Annotated in this window: 16 protein-coding genes and 1 tRNA gene; 5 read left to right on the top strand and 12 right to left on the bottom strand. The window is 72.6% G+C overall.

What is annotated here, in order from left to right:
- Positions 1–13: 13 nt before the first annotated feature.
- From KJP73_RS04520 to KJP73_RS04505, 4 genes are all read right to left on the bottom strand, one after another.
- Positions 14–1,279, bottom strand: coding sequence for an ABC transporter substrate-binding protein (locus KJP73_RS04520; RefSeq protein WP_213281605.1), 1,266 nt, complete (start codon positions 1,277–1,279; stop codon positions 14–16).
- A gap of 257 nt (positions 1,280–1,536) precedes the next feature.
- Positions 1,537–2,163: an ANTAR domain-containing response regulator gene (locus tag KJP73_RS04515; RefSeq protein ID WP_213281730.1), complete on the bottom strand. Its 627-nt coding sequence runs from the start codon at positions 2,161–2,163 to the stop codon at positions 1,537–1,539.
- Positions 2,164–2,324: 161 nt separating this feature from the next.
- Positions 2,325–3,110: a nucleotidyltransferase domain-containing protein gene (locus KJP73_RS04510; RefSeq protein ID WP_213281604.1), complete on the bottom strand. Its 786-nt coding sequence runs from the start codon at positions 3,108–3,110 to the stop codon at positions 2,325–2,327.
- Positions 3,111–3,123: 13 nt separating this feature from the next.
- Complete coding sequence (locus tag KJP73_RS04505) at positions 3,124–4,002, bottom strand: aminoglycoside phosphotransferase family protein (protein ID WP_213281603.1); 879 nt, start codon at positions 4,000–4,002, stop codon at positions 3,124–3,126.
- Positions 4,003–4,172: 170 nt separating this feature from the next.
- Between KJP73_RS04505 and KJP73_RS04500 the strand changes: the two genes are divergently transcribed.
- Positions 4,173–4,526, top strand: a complete 354-nt coding sequence (locus tag KJP73_RS04500; protein WP_213281602.1) for a YciI family protein — start codon at positions 4,173–4,175, stop codon at positions 4,524–4,526.
- Positions 4,523–5,767: an RNA polymerase sigma factor gene (locus KJP73_RS04495; RefSeq protein WP_433995145.1), complete on the top strand. Its 1,245-nt coding sequence runs from the start codon at positions 4,523–4,525 to the stop codon at positions 5,765–5,767. The genes KJP73_RS04500 and KJP73_RS04495 overlap by 4 nt, the downstream gene beginning before the upstream one ends.
- A gap of 11 nt (positions 5,768–5,778) precedes the next feature.
- Here the strand turns inward: KJP73_RS04495 and KJP73_RS04490 are convergent, their stop codons facing one another.
- The 4 genes from KJP73_RS04490 to KJP73_RS04475 form a co-directional block, all read right to left on the bottom strand.
- The gene (locus KJP73_RS04490) at positions 5,779–8,073 is read right to left on the bottom strand and encodes a putative bifunctional diguanylate cyclase/phosphodiesterase (RefSeq protein ID WP_213281600.1); all 2,295 of its coding nucleotides are present in this window, start codon (positions 8,071–8,073) and stop codon (positions 5,779–5,781) included.
- A 175-nt stretch (positions 8,074–8,248) separates the two neighbouring features.
- Positions 8,249–8,449, bottom strand: a complete 201-nt coding sequence (locus KJP73_RS04485) for a hypothetical protein (protein WP_213281599.1) — start codon at positions 8,447–8,449, stop codon at positions 8,249–8,251.
- A 204-nt stretch (positions 8,450–8,653) separates the two neighbouring features.
- On the bottom strand, positions 8,654–9,577 hold the full coding sequence (locus KJP73_RS04480; protein WP_213281598.1) for a toll/interleukin-1 receptor domain-containing protein: 924 nt from the start codon (positions 9,575–9,577) through the stop codon (positions 8,654–8,656).
- Positions 9,578–9,746: 169 nt separating this feature from the next.
- Positions 9,747–11,621, bottom strand: coding sequence for a DUF4209 domain-containing protein (locus tag KJP73_RS04475; RefSeq protein WP_213281597.1), 1,875 nt, complete (start codon positions 11,619–11,621; stop codon positions 9,747–9,749).
- A gap of 591 nt (positions 11,622–12,212) precedes the next feature.
- On the opposite strand from KJP73_RS04475, the gene KJP73_RS04470 reads away from it, so the two are divergent.
- Positions 12,213–12,533, top strand: coding sequence for a hypothetical protein (locus tag KJP73_RS04470; protein WP_213281596.1), 321 nt, complete (start codon positions 12,213–12,215; stop codon positions 12,531–12,533).
- Positions 12,534–12,633: 100 nt separating this feature from the next.
- Here KJP73_RS04470 and KJP73_RS04465 read toward each other — a convergent pair whose 3' ends face one another.
- The 3 genes from KJP73_RS04465 to KJP73_RS19475 form a co-directional block, all read right to left on the bottom strand.
- The gene (locus KJP73_RS04465) at positions 12,634–13,773 is read right to left on the bottom strand and encodes a PIN domain-containing protein (RefSeq protein ID WP_213281595.1); all 1,140 of its coding nucleotides are present in this window, start codon (positions 13,771–13,773) and stop codon (positions 12,634–12,636) included.
- Positions 13,774–14,287: 514 nt separating this feature from the next.
- Positions 14,288–14,361, bottom strand: a tRNA-Leu gene (locus KJP73_RS04460).
- 277 nt (positions 14,362–14,638) lie between these two features.
- A complete protein-coding gene (locus KJP73_RS19475) occupies positions 14,639–15,652 on the bottom strand; it encodes a methyl-accepting chemotaxis protein (protein ID WP_213281594.1) in 1,014 nt (337 codons plus the stop codon).
- Positions 15,653–15,753: 101 nt separating this feature from the next.
- On the opposite strand from KJP73_RS19475, the gene KJP73_RS04450 reads away from it, so the two are divergent.
- Both KJP73_RS04450 and KJP73_RS04445 read left to right on the top strand, forming a co-directional pair.
- Positions 15,754–16,551, top strand: coding sequence for a putative protein N(5)-glutamine methyltransferase (locus tag KJP73_RS04450; RefSeq protein WP_213281593.1), 798 nt, complete (start codon positions 15,754–15,756; stop codon positions 16,549–16,551).
- A 52-nt stretch (positions 16,552–16,603) separates the two neighbouring features.
- Positions 16,604–17,236 carry an isochorismatase family protein gene (locus tag KJP73_RS04445; protein WP_213281592.1) on the top strand — a complete coding sequence of 211 codons (633 nt, stop codon included), beginning with the start codon at positions 16,604–16,606 and terminating at the stop codon, positions 17,234–17,236.
- Positions 17,237–17,299: 63 nt separating this feature from the next.
- Here the strand turns inward: KJP73_RS04445 and KJP73_RS04440 are convergent, their stop codons facing one another.
- Positions 17,300–17,509 carry a hypothetical protein gene (locus tag KJP73_RS04440; RefSeq protein WP_213281591.1) on the bottom strand — a complete coding sequence of 70 codons (210 nt, stop codon included), beginning with the start codon at positions 17,507–17,509 and terminating at the stop codon, positions 17,300–17,302.
- Between the last annotated feature and the right edge of the window lie 33 nt (positions 17,510–17,542).

The raw sequence follows: 17,542 nt of genomic DNA, 5'->3' as shown, positions 1-17,542 counted from the left end.
TGGTGCTCAGGGATCAGTCGACCGAGCCCTCGACCGCCTTCACCCAGACGTTCTTGTTGTCGGTGCCGTACTTGTAGACGCCGATGAACGCGGACGACGGGTCGTTGTCCTCGTTGAACGGGCCGATGCCGGCCTGGCCGACGTACTGGATGTCGTCACCCGCGTCGAGCAGCTCGGCGCAGTCGGCGAACGTGGTGCACTCCTCGCCGCCGTCGGCGCCGGAGACCGCCGCCAGGTTGGCCTGGATGGTCGGGCCGTCGGTGCCGCCGCCCTTGATCGCCGCGAGGGCCGCCAGGATGGTCGCGTCGTACGACTCCGGGCCGTAGGCGTAGTCGGTGAGGTCCGGGTTGACGCCCTTCAGGCGCTCCTGGAACTCGTCGCTCGGGAACGCGCCCGGGATGGTGCCCTGGGCGCCCTCGAGCGTGCCGGGCTGGAAGTCGGCCGAGTAGTCCGCCGTGTTGCCGTCGACCATGTAGATCGTGGCCGGGTCGACGCCGGCGGCGACGAGCTCGGGGATGATCTGCTTGGTCTGCTCGAAGGCCAGGACCACGACGGCGTCGGGGTTGGTGGCGGTGAGCGCGGTGACGTCGGTCGCGAAGCTGGACGCGGCCGGGTCGAACTCCTCGCCCTCGTTGCCGTAGACGATCGTCGCCCCGGCCTCCTCGACCGTGGACTTCACGACGTCGCGCAGCGAGGTGCCGTAGTCGTCGTTGAAGACCAGGACCCCGATGTTGGAGTGGCCGTCGCCCGTGATCAGGTTGCCGAGCGCGGCGCCCTGGACCGTGTCCGGCGGGGCGGTGCGGAAGTAGAAGTCCGAGTAGCCGGACAGCGAGGTGGCCGTGTTGGCCGGCGAGATCTGCACGACCTCGGCGCCCGTGACGTCGTCGATCACGTTGAGCGTCACCGAGGAGGACGCCGCACCGATGATGACCTGGACGTCCTGGCTCAGCAGGTCCGTCACCGACTGGGTGGCGACCTCGGCGTGGTCGGCGTCGGAGGAGTCGGCGTGCACGACCTCGACGTCGTTGCCGAGGACACCGCCCGCCTCGTTGATCTCCTCGACCGCGAGGTCGACGCCCGCGATCTCGGGCGGGCCGAGGTAGGCGAGCGTGCCGGTCTGCGGGAGCAGCGTGCCGAGGACCAGCGGGCTGGTGTCGCCGCCGCCCGCGGACTCCTCGCTGCCGGAACCGCCGTCGTCCGAGCCGCTGCACGCGGTGAGCACGAGCGCGACGGCACCGGCGAGGGCTGCCGCCTGGACGGCATGTGTCGTACGAGTCATGCGTGGTACTCCTGTCGATGAGTACTGCCGGCGGGGAGCCCCGGCCGGTCGATGTGGCGTGACCGTAATCGCCGCGTGTGTCCAACATGTGTCGATCTCGTCTCACGGACCAGTTGTTGCCGATCTGTGACTTTCGAACCGATTCGCCCGCGCCCGCGCCGTCCGCGCCCCGTCCCCGCGCGGTCCGCGCACAGCACGAGGCCCGGTCCACCACGCGGTGGACCGGGCCTCGGTGAGCAGTCAGGACGCGGCAGGCGTCAGGAGGCGCCGCCGACCTGGTCGATCACGGCGTCCGCGACCTCGCGCATGGTGAGGCGGCGGTCCATCGACGTCTTCTGGATCCAGCGGAACGACTCGGGCTCCGTCAGGCCCATCTTCGTCATGAGCAGGCCCTTGGCGCGGTCGACGCGCTTGCGGGTCTCGAAGCGCTCGGCGAGGTCGGCGACCTCGGACTCCAGCGCGGTGATCTGCGCGTAGCGGGAGATCGCGATCTCCACCGCCGGCAGCAGGTCGGACGGGCTGAACGGCTTGACGACGTACGCCATGGCACCCGCGTCGCGGGCGCGCTCGACGAGCTCGGTCTGCGAGAACGCGGTCAGCAGCACGACCGGCGCGAGGTGCGCCTTGGCGATGCGCTCCGCGGCGGAGATGCCGTCGAGCACGGGCATCTTCACGTCCATGACGACGACGTCCGGCTTGAGCTCGGTCGCGAGCTCCACGGCGCGCTCGCCGTCACCCGCCTCGCCCACGACGTCGAAGCCCGCCTCGCGCAGCGTCTCGACGACGTCCATGCGGATGAGGGCCTCGTCCTCCGCCACGACCGCGCGCCGGGCCGGCTTCGCGCCGGTCTCGGGGGCCTTCTCGGCCGCGCGGTTGTGCGGGATGTCGAGGTCGAGGGTGGTGTCGGCGGCCTGCGGCTCGCTGCTCGACGGCGTGCTCGGCGTCGCGTCCTGGGTGCTCACGAGCAGTGATTCTAGGTCCTCGGCGGCCCGGGCGGACGACGCGGCGCCTGTGAACCTGCGCACGGTGACCGGTCGGTCGGGATTCACGCCCCGTCGGGCCCCGCCGCGACCGCCCCGGCGAGCGTCGAGCGGCCCAGGTCGCGGACGGCGTCGACCGCGTCCACGAGCGCCCCCGGAGCGGTGCCGGCCCGCGCCACCACCGCGTCCACCGGCCCGAGACCGGCGGCCGTGAGCAGCCGCTTGTCGTTGGTGACCCACTCGCCCCGGGCGGCCAGCACCGCGTGCGCGTACTCGCTGGCCGCGACCGCCAGCAGGCCCAGGCACGGCGTGAGACGTCCGTGCCGGGCGTGCGTGTCGCGGGCGTACGCGAGGTGCGCCTCCGCGCGGCCCTGCCACACCGGCGGGGCGGCGCGGCGCAGGGCCTCCGGGTAGGCGTCGACGACCGGCGGCGCGCCCCGCAGCACCCGGTGCGTCGCGAGCTCGGCCACGACCAGGTACGCCGGGATCCCCGCGAGGTGGAACATCAGCGGCTCGACCGCGACCTCCCCGCGCCGGGCGCGCGCCACCTCGCGCTCGACCACGTCGAGGTCCCGGTAGTGCACGTCGACCCGCCGGCCCTCGACCTCGAGCCACGCGCCGCCGTTGAACACCCCGCCGCCCCAGCCGCCGACCTCCGACACCTCCCCCGGCCAGCCCAGGTCCCGGAGCCGCTGCGGCGCGAACGACCCGCGGTAGTACACCGCCACGTCCCAGTCGCTGTCCGGCCGGGCCGTGCCCTGCGCGCGCGAGCCGCCGAGCGTGACCGCCCGCACGCCGGGGAGCGCGGCGAGCGGGTCGGCGAGGCGGTCGAGGAAGCCCTCGTCGGTCATCGGTGCTCCCCTCTCACGCCAGCACGCGGAGCCGGGCCAGCGTCGCCCGCGCCTCGGCGTCCCGCACGGGGTCGTCGTCGCCCAGGGTGATGAGGGCCTTCCACAACGCCCAGCCGGCCGCCCGGGCCCACGTGCCGTCGTCCGCCCCGGTCGCGGTGCGGAACAGCCGGCGCGCGTCGTCGTCGAAGGTGGTCCACGCCAGCACGAGGTCGCACGCCGGGTCGCCGACGCCGCAGCAGCCGAAGTCGATGACCGCCGACAGGCGCCCGTCCCGCGCGAGCAGGTTGCCGACCGCGACGTCGCCGTGGAACCAGACCGCTGGGCCGTCGTGCCGCGCGTCGGTGGCGTCACGCCACAGGCCCGCCGCCCGGTCGGCGTCCACCCGCCCGGCCAGCCGCTCGAGCGCCTGCTCCACCTCGGCGCCCCACCGGTCCGGCGGCGCACCGCGCCCCTGGCTGTGCGCGCCCGCCGGAGGGCCGGACGCGGGGTCGACCGCCCACAGCTCGTGCAGAAAGCCCGCGACGTCGGCCGCGAGCGCCGCCCGGTCGAGCCCCGGGAGGTCGCGGACCACGTCCCCGTCGATCCACCGGCGCACCGTCCACGCGAACGGGTACCCCGCGCCGGGCTGCCCGACGGCGACCACCTCCGGCACGGGCAGGCCGAGCGCGGCGGCCAGGGTCGGGAGGTGGGTGACCTCCTTGCCGACCTGGTCCGCGTAACCGGGTCCGCTCGGCAGCCGCACCGCGAGGTCGTCCCCCAGCCGGAAGGTGCGGTTGTCCCAGCCGTCGACGTCCACCGGGCGGACCGGCAGGCCGCTCCAGCGGGGCAGCTGCGCGTCGACGAGTCGTCGCACGAGGGCGGTGTCGATCGGCGGTACGTCCGGCGCGGGCACGCGGGTCCTTCCCAGGGGCGGTGCCGGCGACGCTAGGGCGGCGCCCGGGGCGGGGGCAACGGATTTCGGTGCCGACCGGGCCTTCCGCGGTGTCGATCCGGGGGCGCATCGTTCGTGCAGAGGGTGAGCGCCGGCCACGGGGGCCGGCTCCGTCACCTCGGAGGTGCGCCATGCCGCAGTACGTCCTCAACCTGTGGGAGCCGGTCGGTCCGCCGCCGCCGCCGGAGCTGCTCCAGCCGATCATGGACCGGGTCGGCGCCCTGGACGCCGAGATGCGCGACGCGGGGGTGTGGCTGTTCGCGGGCGGGCTGCACCAGCCCGGCTCCTCCACCGTGCTCCGGCCGCAGGACGGCGAGGTCCTCGTGACCGACGGCCCGTTCCTGGAGGGCAAGGAGCACCTCGGCGGGTTCACCGTGATCGCCGTCGACGACCTCGACGCCGCCCTCGGCTGGGGCCGCCGCCTCACGGAGGCGGCGGGGCTGCCCGTCGAGGTCCGCCCGTTCCGGCACGACGGGCGGGGCTGAGGCCCGTGGGGGGAGTCCCGCTCGCCGAGGTCGAGGCCGTGTTCCGGGACGTGCACGGGCGCGCGGTCGCCACGCTGACGCGGGCGTTCGGCGACCTCGACCTGGCGGAGGAGTCGGTGCAGGACGCCTTCGTCGAGGCGGTCCGGCGCTGGCCGTCGAGCGGGCTCCCCCCGAGCCCGGCCGGCTGGATCGTCACGACGGCCCGCCGCCGGGCGCTGGACCGGCTGCGCCGGGAGGCGGTGGGCGGGCGCCGGCACGCCGACGCCGCCCTGCTGCACCAGCCGTCGCCGCAGGAGGTGGACGCCCTCGCGGCCGACGACGCCGTGCCGGACGACCGGCTGCGGCTGATCTTCACCTGCTGCCACCCGGCGCTCGCCCCGGCGGCGCAGGTCGCGCTCACGCTGCGGCTGCTCGGGGGCCTGAGCACGGGCGAGATCGCCCGGGCGTTCCTGGTCCCCGAGGCGACCATGGCGCAGCGCCTGGTGCGGGCCAAGGGCAAGATCCGCGACGCGCACATCCCGTACCGGGTGCCCGAGGCCGACGAGCTGCCCGACCGGCTGCGGGCGGTGCTGGCCGTGGTGTACCTCGTGTTCACGGAGGGGTACACGGCGTCCACGGGCACGGCGCTCGTCCGGGACGACCTCTGCGCCGAGGCGATGCGCCTCGGGCGGCTGCTGCTCGACCTCATGCCCGACGAGCCGGAGGTGCGGGGGCTCCTCGCCCTCATGCTGCTCACCGAGGCCCGCCGCCCGGCCCGCACCACCCCGGCCGGTGAGCTCGTCCCGCTTGGCGACCAGGACCGGTCGCGGTGGGACCCGGCTCTCACCGCGGAGGGCCGCGCGCTGGTCCGGCAGTGCCTGCGGCGGGGCCGGCCCGGCCCGTACCAGGTGCAGGCGGCGATCGCCGCGGTGCACAGCTCCGCGCCCACGGCCGACGCGACCGACTGGCGGCAGGTGCTCGCGCTGTACGACCACCTGATGGTGCTGGCGCCGTCCCCGGTCGTCGCGCTGAACCGGGCGGTCGCCCTGGCGGAGGTCGAGGGACCCGGCGCCGCGCTGCCGCTCGTGGACGCGCTCGACCTGGACCGGCTGCACGTCCTGCACGCCGTGCGCGCCGACCTCCTGCGGCGCCTCGGCCGGCACGCGGAGGCGGCCGAGGCGTACGCCGCCGCGATCGCCCGCACCGGGAACGAGGCGGAGCGGGACCTCCTGCGGCGCCGGCTCGCGGGGCCGACCGGCTGAGCCGCGCTTCCTCAGGGAACGGTGACGGGGGCGGGGTCGTGGGTCGCCGGGTCGTGGGTCGCCGGGTCGTGCGCCGCGAGCCAGCGCCCGAACTCCTCGGCGGGCACCGGCCGGCCGTGCAGGTACCCCTGCGTCCGGTCGCAGCCGAGGTCGTCCAGCAGCGCCCGGGTCGCCTCGTCCTCCACGCCCTCCGCGATCAGCCGCAGCCCGAGGTGGTGCGCGAGCTCGACCGTGCCGGACACGATCGCGCGGGTGCGGGGGTCCGTCGTTGCGCGCGCGGTGAACGACCGGTCGAGCTTGAGCTCCTCGGCGGGCAGGTCGTTGAGGTACGCCAGCGAGGAGTACCCCGTGCCGTAGTCGTCGATGCTGATGCCGATCCCCCGCCCGGCGAGCCGGCGTGTGACGTCGATCGCCAGGTCGGGGTCGTGCATGAGGCTCGTCTCGGTGATCTCCACGACGAGCCGGTCGGGCGGCAGCCCGCTGCGCTCCAGGGCGCCGTCGACCATCTCCAGCAGGCCGGGGAGCACGAGGGACGAGGTCGACAGGTTGACCGCCACGCGCAGGTCGTGGCCCGCGAGCGCCCAGCCGCTCGCCGCGCGCGTCGCCTGGTCCAGGACGTGCCAGGTGAGCCGCGGCATCAGGCCGTGCCCCTCGGCGAGGTCCAGGAACGCCGCGGGCGGCAGCAGGCCCCGGTCCGGGTGTGCCCACCGCACGAGCGCCTCGGCGCCGACCACCCGCCCGCTGCGCGCGTCGACCTGCGGCTGGAAGTGCACGGTGAGCGCGCCGTGCCGGCCGTCCCCCTCGGGGTCGAGCGCACCGCGCAGCGCGTCGAGCAGCTCCCGCTCCTCCTGGGCGCGGGAGTCGGCGGCCTCGTCGTAGAGCCGCACGCCGCCGCCGGCCTGCTTGGCGGAGTACATGGCGGCGTCGGCGCGGCGCAGCAGCTCCCCGGGGCGCCGGGCGCCGAGGGCCGTGCTCGCGACGCCGATGCTGGCCTCGAGCTGGACGCGCCGGTGCTCGACGGTCACCGGCTCGGTCACCGTGGCGCACAGGGCCTCGGCGAGCTGCACGGCGGTGACGGGGTCCGGGTCGTGCAGCACCGCGGCGAACTCGTCGCCACCGAGGCGCGCGAGGAACCCCCGGGCGCCGATCCGCCCCTCGATCCGGGCGGCGACCGTGCGGATGACGCCGTCGCCGACCGTGTGCCCGAACCGGTCGTTCACGTCCTTGAACCGGTCGAGGTCGATGACGAGCAGCGCACCCTCACCGCCCGCGGTGACGGCCTCGACGGCCTCGACCAGCGCGCGGCGGTTGCCGACCCCCGTGAGCGGGTCCGTGCGGGCCTCCTGCCGGACCAGCGCGAGCTGCGCGAGGTCCCGCACGAGGCGCACCACCCGGACGCCGCCGCCCGTCGCCCCGACCGCGGCCAGCACCGACGCGACCCGGTGGTCCCCCGGGGCGAGGGCACCGACCACCAGGACGCCGATCCCCGCGACCATCACGACGACCGCCCCGACGGTGGTGTCCTGGGACGACGCTTCCCGGGGCGGCAGGGCACGCGCCGGTCCGACGCGCAGGGCGGCGACCAGCAGGACCAGCGCCGTCCAGGTGGCCACGGCCACCGGGGCCGGCGCCCCCGTGGGCCCGGTGTGTGCGAGGCCGACGAGCTCCACCACGGCGGCGCCCGCGACACCTGCGACGAGCACCTTGACCCGGGAGTCACCGCGCAGACCCGCGATCACCAGCACCGTCGACGCGGTGCCGAGGACGACCAGCAGGACGGAGACGCGCAGCATCCCGAGCTGCAGGCCCCACCACGCGGCACCACCCGGCGCCGGGCGCAGCAGCAGGTTCCCCAGGGCGAGCAGGGCGGCGACCGCGCTGATCCCGTTCAGCCAGTCCCCCGGGTCGGAGATCGCGGACCGGAACCGGTTCCAGTGCACGAGGGCGTGGTAGAGCGCCGCGGCGGCCGCCACCCCGCCCGCGGTGAACGCCGCGCCCGGGACGCCCCCCGGGAGCAGGCCCAGGGCCTCGGCGCCCGCCTCCGCGGCGAGACCGGCCGCGAGCAGCCACGCCGCCGCGCCGGACCACCGCCACATCGTGTGGTCGCCCTCGCGCTGCCGGGTGGAGCGGCGCAGGAGCGTGCCCGCCACCGCGGCACCGACCGCCCCGCCGCCGGACAGCCACACCCGCGGCCCGGCGGGGACCGCGAGCGCCGCGACGACCAGGAGCGCGCCGGCGACGACGAGCCCGGCGGCGCCCGCGGCGGCCCTCCGGGCCGACCGCCCCACCCGCACGCTCCTGCTCATGAGATCCCCCCGGGTGGGCCCGGGCGGACGGCGTGCGGAGGGGTGGCCCACGCCGCGTCGTGCCGGACGGCTCCGCCGCGCGGGCTGTGTGCCCCGCGGCTGTCTGGAGATCTTCGGCCAGCCGGGGGCGGGTCCGCAGGTCAGGGCGGGGTGAAATCCTGACAGGTCAGTCACGTCACACGCAGGTGCGCGGGGCGGGGGGCCCGTAGAGGGCGATGTTCGACGGTGTGGCGACGCTCGTCGCGAGAGCGACGAGCTGATCGACGATGCCGTCGTGCGCCAGCCGGTCCTGATCGACCGACGCCACCTCGCGATCGTCGATCAGGTCGTCGTCGTGCAGGATCGGCGCGCGCGCGTCAGGCGTCCTCTGGAACATGCGGGATCCTCAGTCGATCACGGGGCGTCGTCACCCCGAAGGGACGGACAGATCGGTCCGTCCATCAGTGTACGAACGAGCACGTCAGGGGCGACGCACAGAGGCTCCTCAGTCCGACAAGCATCACCCGACCGGGCCAACGGCACGGTCCAGACGGCTGGCGCGAATCACAGGGCGCTCCGCGGCCACAGGCCCTACACGCGATCAGTCGAACCGCATGCGGTCGGCGATCTCCCGCGCTCGGCGTTCCCGCTCACGACGGGCACCCTCTTGGCGCTCCCTGTCGGCGCGCTGCTGATCGGCGATCAGGGCGCGGTCTCGATTGACGACCTCAACCACTAGACGCAGAGTCGCGAGGTGTACCTGCTCGACCTCCTCGATCGTGGTGCCGTCAAGGAGGATGCGATCGCCGGCCACGGATCCGATCCCGGGTCGGTGCATCGTGGAGAACGAGGGAGGCCGGTTCCAGTGCCTCTCGAATAGCTCGCCCCACAGCGCGTCCGGGGCACGGTCGAGCATGATGGGCACGAGGTACAGCGCGGACCCACGTGAGCCGTCGTTCCTCGGCGTTCCCATACCGTCGAGGTCGATGCCCACCATCCGGACAGGCGAACTCGGGTCGTACTTTCTACGCGCCGGGCTTGGGACGCTGACCCGAGGCGGAGCGGGCGGGGTGGAGGCCCGGCGGCGCGGCGGCAGAGGAGTCGACGGCTGGAGGTGCCGGCGCATGTCCGTATCGAGCCGATCGGCCGCTTCGTCGGCTGCATCTTGGTTGATCTGCAAGTAAAGCTTGTCGGCCAGAGTGGGCGGCATGGTGACGTCCCCTACCCGGCAAGGGAGCACCGTGATGCCGTGCTGAGCAATCTCTCCGGTCATCGCGAGAGCGATCTCTTTCGTGCACCAGTTGGACGTGGCGGACGCGTCGCTGACGAGCGCGATCAGGAAGTCGACTTGGTTGATCGCGGAGGCGACGGCGTCGACGAGACTGTCTCCGACCTTCAGCTCGCCCTCGTCGATCCACACGCGGTACCCGCGGCCGGTCAACGCCGCAGCGAGGCCGGCGGCCAGTGGCTTGTCCGCGTGGCTGTAACTGAGGAAGCAACTGGCCACGACCCCTAGATCGCTCACGCGGTCAATGTAGCCCCGGGACGCAACGTCTGATGGCATCTGGTGGTCGAGCTGCGGTGCGAACGTACGATGAACGTCGCCGCTCAGTGGGCGGAGCCGCCGCCGATCAGCGATCGCGCCAGCCCTGCTAGGTCTGCTAGGCGAGACGTCCTGGCCGCATCCAACACGATCAGTTAGTGCTGGGCGTACTCCCGTCCGCGACTTGGTCGCCCGGTGCAGGCCCCTCCTCCCCGTCGGTCGTCGCGATGTGATGCGGGATCACCACGAGCCGCAGACCGTGCCACCACGCGTACACCGCGCTCGCGCTCCAGGCGCCGCCGTCCGTAAGCAGCCCATGTGCAAGATCGTTACGGACGTTCAACCCAAGCTGCTCGCTGAGCAGGGTCTTCAGCTCGAAGACCCAGTTCTCGCCGAGCACGTGGATCGTCTCGGGAACGTCGAGCAGGGACCCGAGAGCCTTCTCCTTCTCGGTGCCGTCGTCTGCTACGTACAGCGTGTCGACGCCCACCAGCTTGAGATGCCGGCGCAGGAGCTGTTCGATCTGCGGGACCAAGACGGACACCGCGGACGGGAAGTCTCCGGAAAGCCCGTGCTGCAAACCCCGCGCCCACAGCTCCTCGTGGCCTCGGGGCACCAGCGGGGACTCGCGGCACAGCCGGGCGAGGAAAGCCAGGTCGTAACGGTGCTCGCCAGTCAGCACCTGCAACGCGGGGTGGATCACCACCTGAACGTTTAGCTGCACTCGGTTGTGAAAGTCCTTTACGACCTCACGAAGCGCTTGCTCGTCGGAGACTGAGACGCCGCTAATTCCGTCATGCTGGCCGATTTTTCTGCCGTCCCCCGCGAAGGTGACATTGCCCAGCATGCGCGAAAAGAGGTTCGCGGTTTGACTCCGCTGCTCCTCTAGGGCGGCAGGGAGGTCGATCAACGGCGCAATCGCACAGAGCCGAACCAGAGCTTCGAGGGCGCCCAGACCAGCCACCGAGCGTCGCGCCGCGACGACGAACTGGTTCACGTCGAGCGGGTCGCTGGAGATGACGTTCATCTCCTCCAGCGTCTCTTCGCGCAGGTCGACCAGTTCGCGCCGCAGCTCGCGGAGCCAAGGTTCGATGCCAGCCGCGGCGCGGTACTTGCGGGGAAGGCCACGCAGAGTCGTGACTGCCTTCTCCACGAGCATGCTCGCGGCCATCGCAGACCCGTCACCGGCAAGACGCCCTTCGGCCTCCACGACGTACAGCTCGGCTATGGTCTCCGCCGCCCGGTGCACCTGTTCGGTGTCGTGCCCTCGCTGCCAGGCCGCGATCTCGCGCAGCAGCTCCCGTCCGAGCGCCGGAGGCGACACCTCGGTCAACGCCCACAGATGAGCCGCGACCTCGGCGGCGTCGTCTCCACTCGGCTTGCCCGTAAGCCGCAACAGCTCGGCGGCGTCCGCGACGAGCCCGAGGTCGGACACCGACGACGACAGCACGAAGCCGCGTAAAGCGGCGGTCAGACGAGCGACGACAGCGGCGCCTGCTGCTCCGCGACGGCGCGCGAGTTCGAGCGCTCGCCGGTAGCCAACGCCACCGGCGTCGTACCAGGTGTCCGTGTTGATCGGGACGTCGACGTACGCGTCGAGGGCCACGGCGAGAAGGTCGTGATTCGACCGGTCGCCGAAGGTCCAGGCGATGTCCGCCGCGCGAGCACGAAGCGGCGCCGGCGACAGTTGCGGAGCGAGTTCCGTCAGGAGCGCCAGGTCGTCGGCGTCCAAGTCCTGAGGCATGGGGCTGCGGCGCCCGTCGGCTAGCTCCCACGCCGGTCTGAACGGCTCGTTCCAGTCCTCGGCTTGGAGCATGGGTGACGCGGCCCTGGCCAGCAGTGAGAGCACTCGCGCCTTGAGCGACTGCTCACCAGCGGAGTCGACGGCTTCGCGCGCCGCGGCCGCGAGATGGACAGTGACGTGTTCAACGAGCTCGTACTGCGAGTCCGGACCCATCGACTCGTAGACGCCATTCCACCACGCCGGGTCGAACGACGCGTCAGCTTCGTCCTCCGACATGCCCATGTCGCGACCCTAGCGACAGTGCGCTCTCCGACGCCGGACGCACGCCCGAACACGGTTCTCAAGGGCAGGTCATCGGTCGAACCGAGTCTTGGCGCCCTCTCGGCACGGCGCTGCACCCGCAGATCCACGTCGGACGCTACGCACGTAGCGCCGATCATGATGAGCGCGCAGGACCACAGGCCGATCGAGACGACGATGCCGACGTGGAGGGCCACCGAACGACAAGCGCAGCTTGACGCCATCTGGGCCCATCGGCAAGAGGACGGCGTGCGCGACTCTCCGACGATCGCGCCCCACATCAGAACAGCGACGCCGACGGGAGTCGCGGTGATCACCCACATCAACTCGCCCACAGTCCCGGACGCCCCGAATGACGAGTCGCGGACCCCGGCGAGCGCACTGGTCACACCGCACGCAACGCTGGGGGCCGGTCGGCTGGCCCACGCACCGCAATAACAGCGATGTGTTGACGCGCTCGTGAGGTGAGAGCGTGACGCCACGGGCCGCCCGCCGCCCGCTCCAGCTCCTTCATGCCGGCCGGACCACGCGAACCGCCCACCAACCTCCGCCCGCGCTGGAAACATGTCATCTATGTCGACCGACACCACCGCGATGTACGAGGCGCGGATTTCCACTGTCCCCTACGCCGCTACAACGCTGCCGCACTTGCTGACGTACCTGGTGAGCATGTTGGAGTCCGTGGTCACGCAGCACTCGTTGGTGCGCACCGTCGATCTCGAGGTGGAAAAGGGACCTGAGTACGACACCGTGACCACACGCATCCGGTTCGAGGCTGCAACGTACACAGAGGCTTCCACGATCACGCATGCGGCTGGCGATCGGGTCGGCACCACGGACGAGCACTGGCGGCTGGTCGGGGTAGTGGTCGAGCAAGTTGAACGCGCACTGTGATCGGCTCGCGTTTGCTGCCCGACCGTCCGTGACGTTGCGATCGCCGCCTACGGCCTGAGCGAGTGCGATGCGTTCAACTCCGTCGATGATGGACGGCCAGTCACGGCCTACGGAGCGGCCCTTCCCGTGCGTCAATCAACTCAACGTAGCCGACACCGCTGAAGTCTCTGTCGACGTCCACTGAAAAATCCATCACAGCGCGCCTATTCACGCTGGCCCAAATCATCGTTTCGTTCCAATCGTGATCCAGGACGTCGAGATCGGAATTGCCTTCGGAGCCATAGTAGTCCCATTTGTTGACGTAGCCATCAATCGTGATGTCCGCCTCGATAGAGATCTCGAGCGCAAGATCATCGGCGCCGTAAGTACTCGATACCTGCCACGTCAAGTCCGAGAAGTCGAACTCGACGCTATACCACGTTGGATTCTCGAGCGGCGAGGTCGAAATAGAGACGGACGCGTCAGCCCCTGTGAGCCCACTCATCTCCTCCTCGACATGCTCGCGGACCAGATCGATCACCAGGTCGGCGGTGAGCCACTGCCCAGGGTGTTCGATCTCCGCGGTTAGGGCGTCAATCGCCGGAGCGACCAGCGAGATCGCCTCGCCAGCAGTGACACGATGACTGATTTGCGGCCCACCGGCTGGCAGGTCTCGCAGCAAGTCCGCGCTCAACGACCCCGAGTCGACAAAGTCTTGCGTATTGTTGGTCACGAAGATCAGGTGATCGTCGACATCAAGACCTCGCGCGACCTCGACGACCGTCGACCAGATTAACGCGTCTCGATACCCCTTCCCTCCGTTGTCGAAGGGCTTCCGGCGTGCCAGATCACGCTTAACCAACTCGACATGGTCCACTGAGGGAATCGGAGCGACCTCCACCATGTGATCATCAAGCGTCTTGCGCAACCACGTTTCATACTCTTCGGAGGCGACCGTCAGGCGATCGCGCGCGTCCCTCGCGTCGAACCGTGGCAATCCATCAATTATCTCATTCAACGCACGGAGACCATCAGCCACTTTCTTGATCGCCTCATTGCTAGCCTTGTTGGCCTTCTCGGCCTGATGACGACCCGTCTCCAGCACCACCACCTCGGGCACGACGACTCGAATCATTCCCGAACCGGCAGCGTCTAGCACGTCGGCCAAATCGCGGGACAGGCGAAGGTCGACAAAGAACGCGGTGGTATCGATGACCAGCACGGGCTGCCGAGGCCGAAGCGAGTTCTCAGGTTTTGCCATCTTGAGATGGTATCGAGGCTGGTTCCATCGGGCCACCACGTCGGATGACTGAGGCGCCACTTGGGCGTGCAATCCCAAGCGCTGGGGTGGGCTGCGGCCCATCCACGGCGAGCGCGCCCGCGCGTGCGACGCCTATCTCACAATCGTTCGTTACTCATCAGCGTCCTGGTCCTCGGGGCCACCGCGACCACCAAGCTGCCCCCAGAGGCCCGCTAGACGTCGACGTCAGCGGCCCAGCCGAGCGCCGCGCTGTAGCCGCACGCTCGCGGACCCGTTGTGCGTCGTCGCGCCTGCTTTGCCCGGCGCGCGCCCAGCGGCGCCCGAACGGAAGCCGGAAGTGCGAGGGCGGGGCGTGCTCGCGTGTGGGCGAGCTGAGGCTGCCAGCGAGTCACAGCGCACAGCCGGGACCCCGACATTGCAGGGCGGCGGCACCTTCCCGTACCTGTCCCTACAGGTCATCGGGCCTCGGGAATCGTCCAACCCCAAGGCCCGCAAACGTCCAACCTTTCGCGGGTGCCCCGAGTGGGATTCGAACCCACACTGGATCGGGTTTGAGCCGAACGCCTCTGCCGGTTGGGCTATCGGGGCCGCGCGACCAGGCTACCGGCCGGCCCACCCTGCACCTGCAGCGGACCACTCAACCGACGCCGCAGCAGCACTCAGATCGACCCCCTGCGCCACTCAGCCGGGCCTCGCGGCCGCTGCGGTGTGCTGGGCTGGGCTGGCCCGCCGGCCGGGAGGGGTCCGTCGGGCAGGCAGGGTCGGGGCGGCACCCGTGCCGCACCGTCCCCGCCGCACCGTCCGGCTACCGTTCGGCACCGTCCCGTCGCCGTCCCCGCACCGGTTCCTCAGCGGCCCCGGCGGGTCAGCGCTGCACGAGCGCCCCGTACCAGCCGAGCCCCTCGTACGTCTCGTACCCCGGTGTGGCGGCGAACCCGACGGTCGCGTCCTCGTCGGTGTACGAGCCGGCCGCCCGGTCCCCCGTGCGGAGCGCCACGCGCTCGCTCAGCACGCCGGAACGGTCGGAGGCGGCGAGCACGAGCCCGGTGCGGTCGAGGATCAGCACGCGCGTCGCCTCCCGCTCCCCGGGGGCCAGCCGCACGCCGTCGACGATCGCCTGCGCCTGACGCTCCCAGTCGAAGAACACGCCGAGCGCCCCCACGGGCCGGCCGTCGGCGCGGCCACCCTCGCGGACCGCCGTCGCGTACGTCGCGGTCAGCGCGCCCAGCGCCGGGTCGCGCGCCACGTCGAGCGCGGCGTAGTCGTCGCCGGTGCGGGTCCCCATCGCCGCGCGGAACCACGGCCGGTCGGACACGTCGGAGCCGACCACGCCCGCACCGCCGCGATCCGCCGCCGCGCGGGCGACCACCCGGCCGGACGCGTCGGCGAGCCAGAGGTCCAGGTAGACGGTGTAGCTGCGCAGGATCACCGCGAGCCGGTCACCCGCGTGCCGCGCCGCCGCGGGGTCGCCCGTCGTCAGGGCGTCGACCAGGGCGGCGTCGGTCGCCCACCACCGGACGTCGCAGGAGCGCTCGTAGAGGTTCCGGTCCATGAGCTCGATGACGTTGAGCGCGAGGTCCGCGAGGCGCTGCCCGCGGACGCGCCCGACCAGCTGGTGCCCGAGTGCCGTCAGCTCCTCGATCCGCGGGCCGAGCTCGGACGACAGCTCCTCGGACAGCAGCCGGGCGCGGTCCGCCACCTCGCTGACCTCGCGCGCGACCACCGCGAACCCGGCGCCCTGGTCTCCCGCGCGTGCCGACTCGATCAGCGCGTTCAGCGCGAGCATCTTGGTGCTGCGGGCGACCTGCTCGATGCCGTGCAGCTTCTCCCCCGTGACCCGGCCGACCTCCTCGGCCAACCGCACGACCCGTTCCGGCACGGCGGACTTCCCTTCTGGCGGTGGGTGCGGCGCTGTTCTGCCTGCTCATCGGCCGGGGACGCGCCCTCCTGAGCCGCGGGTCGCGGCGTAGATTGCGCTGCGTGCCGCTCCCCCTGCCCCCGGCCGCCCTCGACGCCCTGGTCGCCCGGCTGCGCACCGCCGGGTGCGTGTTCGCCGAGGACGAGGCCGCCCTGCTCGCCGCCGAGGCCGCCGACCCCGGGGCCCTGGAGCGGATGACGGCCCGGCGCGTCGCCGGCGAGCCCCTGGAGCAGGTCGTCGGCTGGGCGGAGTTCCGCGGGCTGCGGGTCGCCGTCGCTCCCGGCGTGTTCGTCCCGCGCGCCCGCACCGCGCTGCTCGTGCGGGAGGCGCTCGGGGTGCTGCCCGCCGGCGGGACGGTCGTGGACCTCTGCTGCGGCAGCGGCGCGGTCGGCCTGGCGCTGGTGACCGAGCGACCCGGGACGCGGCTGTGGGCGGCGGACCTGGACCCCGCGGCCGTCGCGTGCGCCCGGGTGAACCTCGGGGGACGCGGCGAGGTCCTGCAGGGCGACCTCGACGCCCCGCTGCCCGGGGCGCTCGCCGGGCAGGTGGACGTGCTGGTCGCCAACGCGCCCTACGTGCCGACCGCCGAGATCGCGCACATGCCGACGGAGGCGCGGGACCACGAGCCCCGCACGGCGCTCGACGGCGGGGCGGACGGCGTCGACCTGCACCGCAGGATCGCGGCCCTCGCGCCCCGCTGGCTCCGGCCCGGCGGCCACCTGCTGATCGAGACGAGCGTCCGCCAGGCCGGGACGACCGCGGCGGCCTGCGAGGGGCAGGGCATGGTGGTGCGGGTCGTGCACGACGACGACCTGGACGGCACCGTGGTGGTCGCCCGGCGGCGGGACGCCGCTTCGTAGAGTGGACCCGTCGGGCGCGCAGCGGGCGGGTCCGGGCGAGGTGGAGGTCACGGTGGGCCGGGCTCTGATCGTGGTGGACGTGCAGAACGACTTCTGCGAGGGCGGTGCGCTGGCCGTCGCCGGCGGCGCGCGCGTGGCGGAGCAGGTGAGCGCGCTGCTGGACCGGGCCGCGGACGGCTACGGCGTCGTGGTCGCGACCGCCGACTGGCACGAGCCGCTCCCGGACGACAACGCCGGCCACTTCGCGGTGGGCGCCGACCCCGACTACGTCGCCACGTGGCCCGAGCACTGCGTCCGCGGCACCGCCGGCGCCGCCTACCACCCCGCGCTGCGGCTGCCCGCCGGGACCGTGCACGTGCGCAAGGGCCAGGGCCGGCAGGACTACTCGGGGTTCGAGGGCGGCGTGGTGCCCGCGGCGGGCGAGGCCGGCGCCGACGCACCCGGGAGCGCGGCCCCGGCCGGTCTCGCGGACACGCTGCGCGCGCACGGGGTCGACGGGGTCGACGTCGTCGGCCTCGCGACCGACCACTGCGTCACCGCGACGGCGCTCGACGCGCTGGCGGCCGGGTTCGACGTCCGCGTCCTGACGGACCTCACCGCGGGCGTGGGGGTGCGCACGACCATCGACGCGCTCACCGCGCTGGCGGCGCGGGGTGTGACGCTCACGACGTCGGACGCGCGGTAGGCGGGGCGTCGGGGGCGCGTCCTGGCGCGGGGACGGGCCCACTGGCGCGGCGGGCGGGAGCGCTCAGCCCTGGTCGGTGCGCAGGGCCCCGGTCTGGCGGAAGGTGTCGGCGATCTGCTGGGCCTGGGCGGACACGAGGCGGCGGTAGAGGTCGTACGCGGCGTCGACGCGATCGGGCAGGTCACCGCGGGTGCGCGCGAGCTGCCAGTCGCGCTTCGCCGCCGCGATGTCTGCGTTGGTGATGACCACCCGCGCCTCGTCGTCCTCTGCCATACCGTCGAGCATGCGTCCGATTTGCCCGTTATG

The sequence above is a fragment of the Cellulomonas hominis genome, from assembly GCF_901521055.1.
Lineage (GTDB): Bacteria > Actinomycetota > Actinomycetes > Actinomycetales > Cellulomonadaceae > Cellulomonas > Cellulomonas endometrii.
The sequence above is the reverse complement of the archived record's forward strand: the minus strand, read 5'-3'. Positions and strand labels throughout refer to the sequence as shown.

Coding starts and splice junctions, on each gene's coding strand:
- KJP73_RS04520 (WP_213281605.1), bottom strand. CDS start 1,279: ATGACTCGTACGACACATGCCGTCCAGGCGGCAGCCCTCGCCGGTGCC.
- KJP73_RS04510 (WP_213281604.1), bottom strand. CDS start 3,110: ATGACCGACGAGGGCTTCCTCGACCGCCTCGCCGACCCGCTCGCCGCG.
- KJP73_RS04500 (WP_213281602.1), top strand. CDS start 4,173: ATGCCGCAGTACGTCCTCAACCTGTGGGAGCCGGTCGGTCCGCCGCCG.
- KJP73_RS04490 (WP_213281600.1), bottom strand. CDS start 8,073: ATGAGCAGGAGCGTGCGGGTGGGGCGGTCGGCCCGGAGGGCCGCCGCG.
- KJP73_RS04485 (WP_213281599.1), bottom strand. CDS start 8,449: ATGTTCCAGAGGACGCCTGACGCGCGCGCGCCGATCCTGCACGACGAC.
- KJP73_RS04475 (WP_213281597.1), bottom strand. CDS start 11,621: ATGGGCATGTCGGAGGACGAAGCTGACGCGTCGTTCGACCCGGCGTGG.
- KJP73_RS04470 (WP_213281596.1), top strand. CDS start 12,213: ATGTCGACCGACACCACCGCGATGTACGAGGCGCGGATTTCCACTGTC.
- KJP73_RS04465 (WP_213281595.1), bottom strand. CDS start 13,773: ATGGCAAAACCTGAGAACTCGCTTCGGCCTCGGCAGCCCGTGCTGGTC.
- KJP73_RS04440 (WP_213281591.1), bottom strand. CDS start 17,509: ATGGCAGAGGACGACGAGGCGCGGGTGGTCATCACCAACGCAGACATC.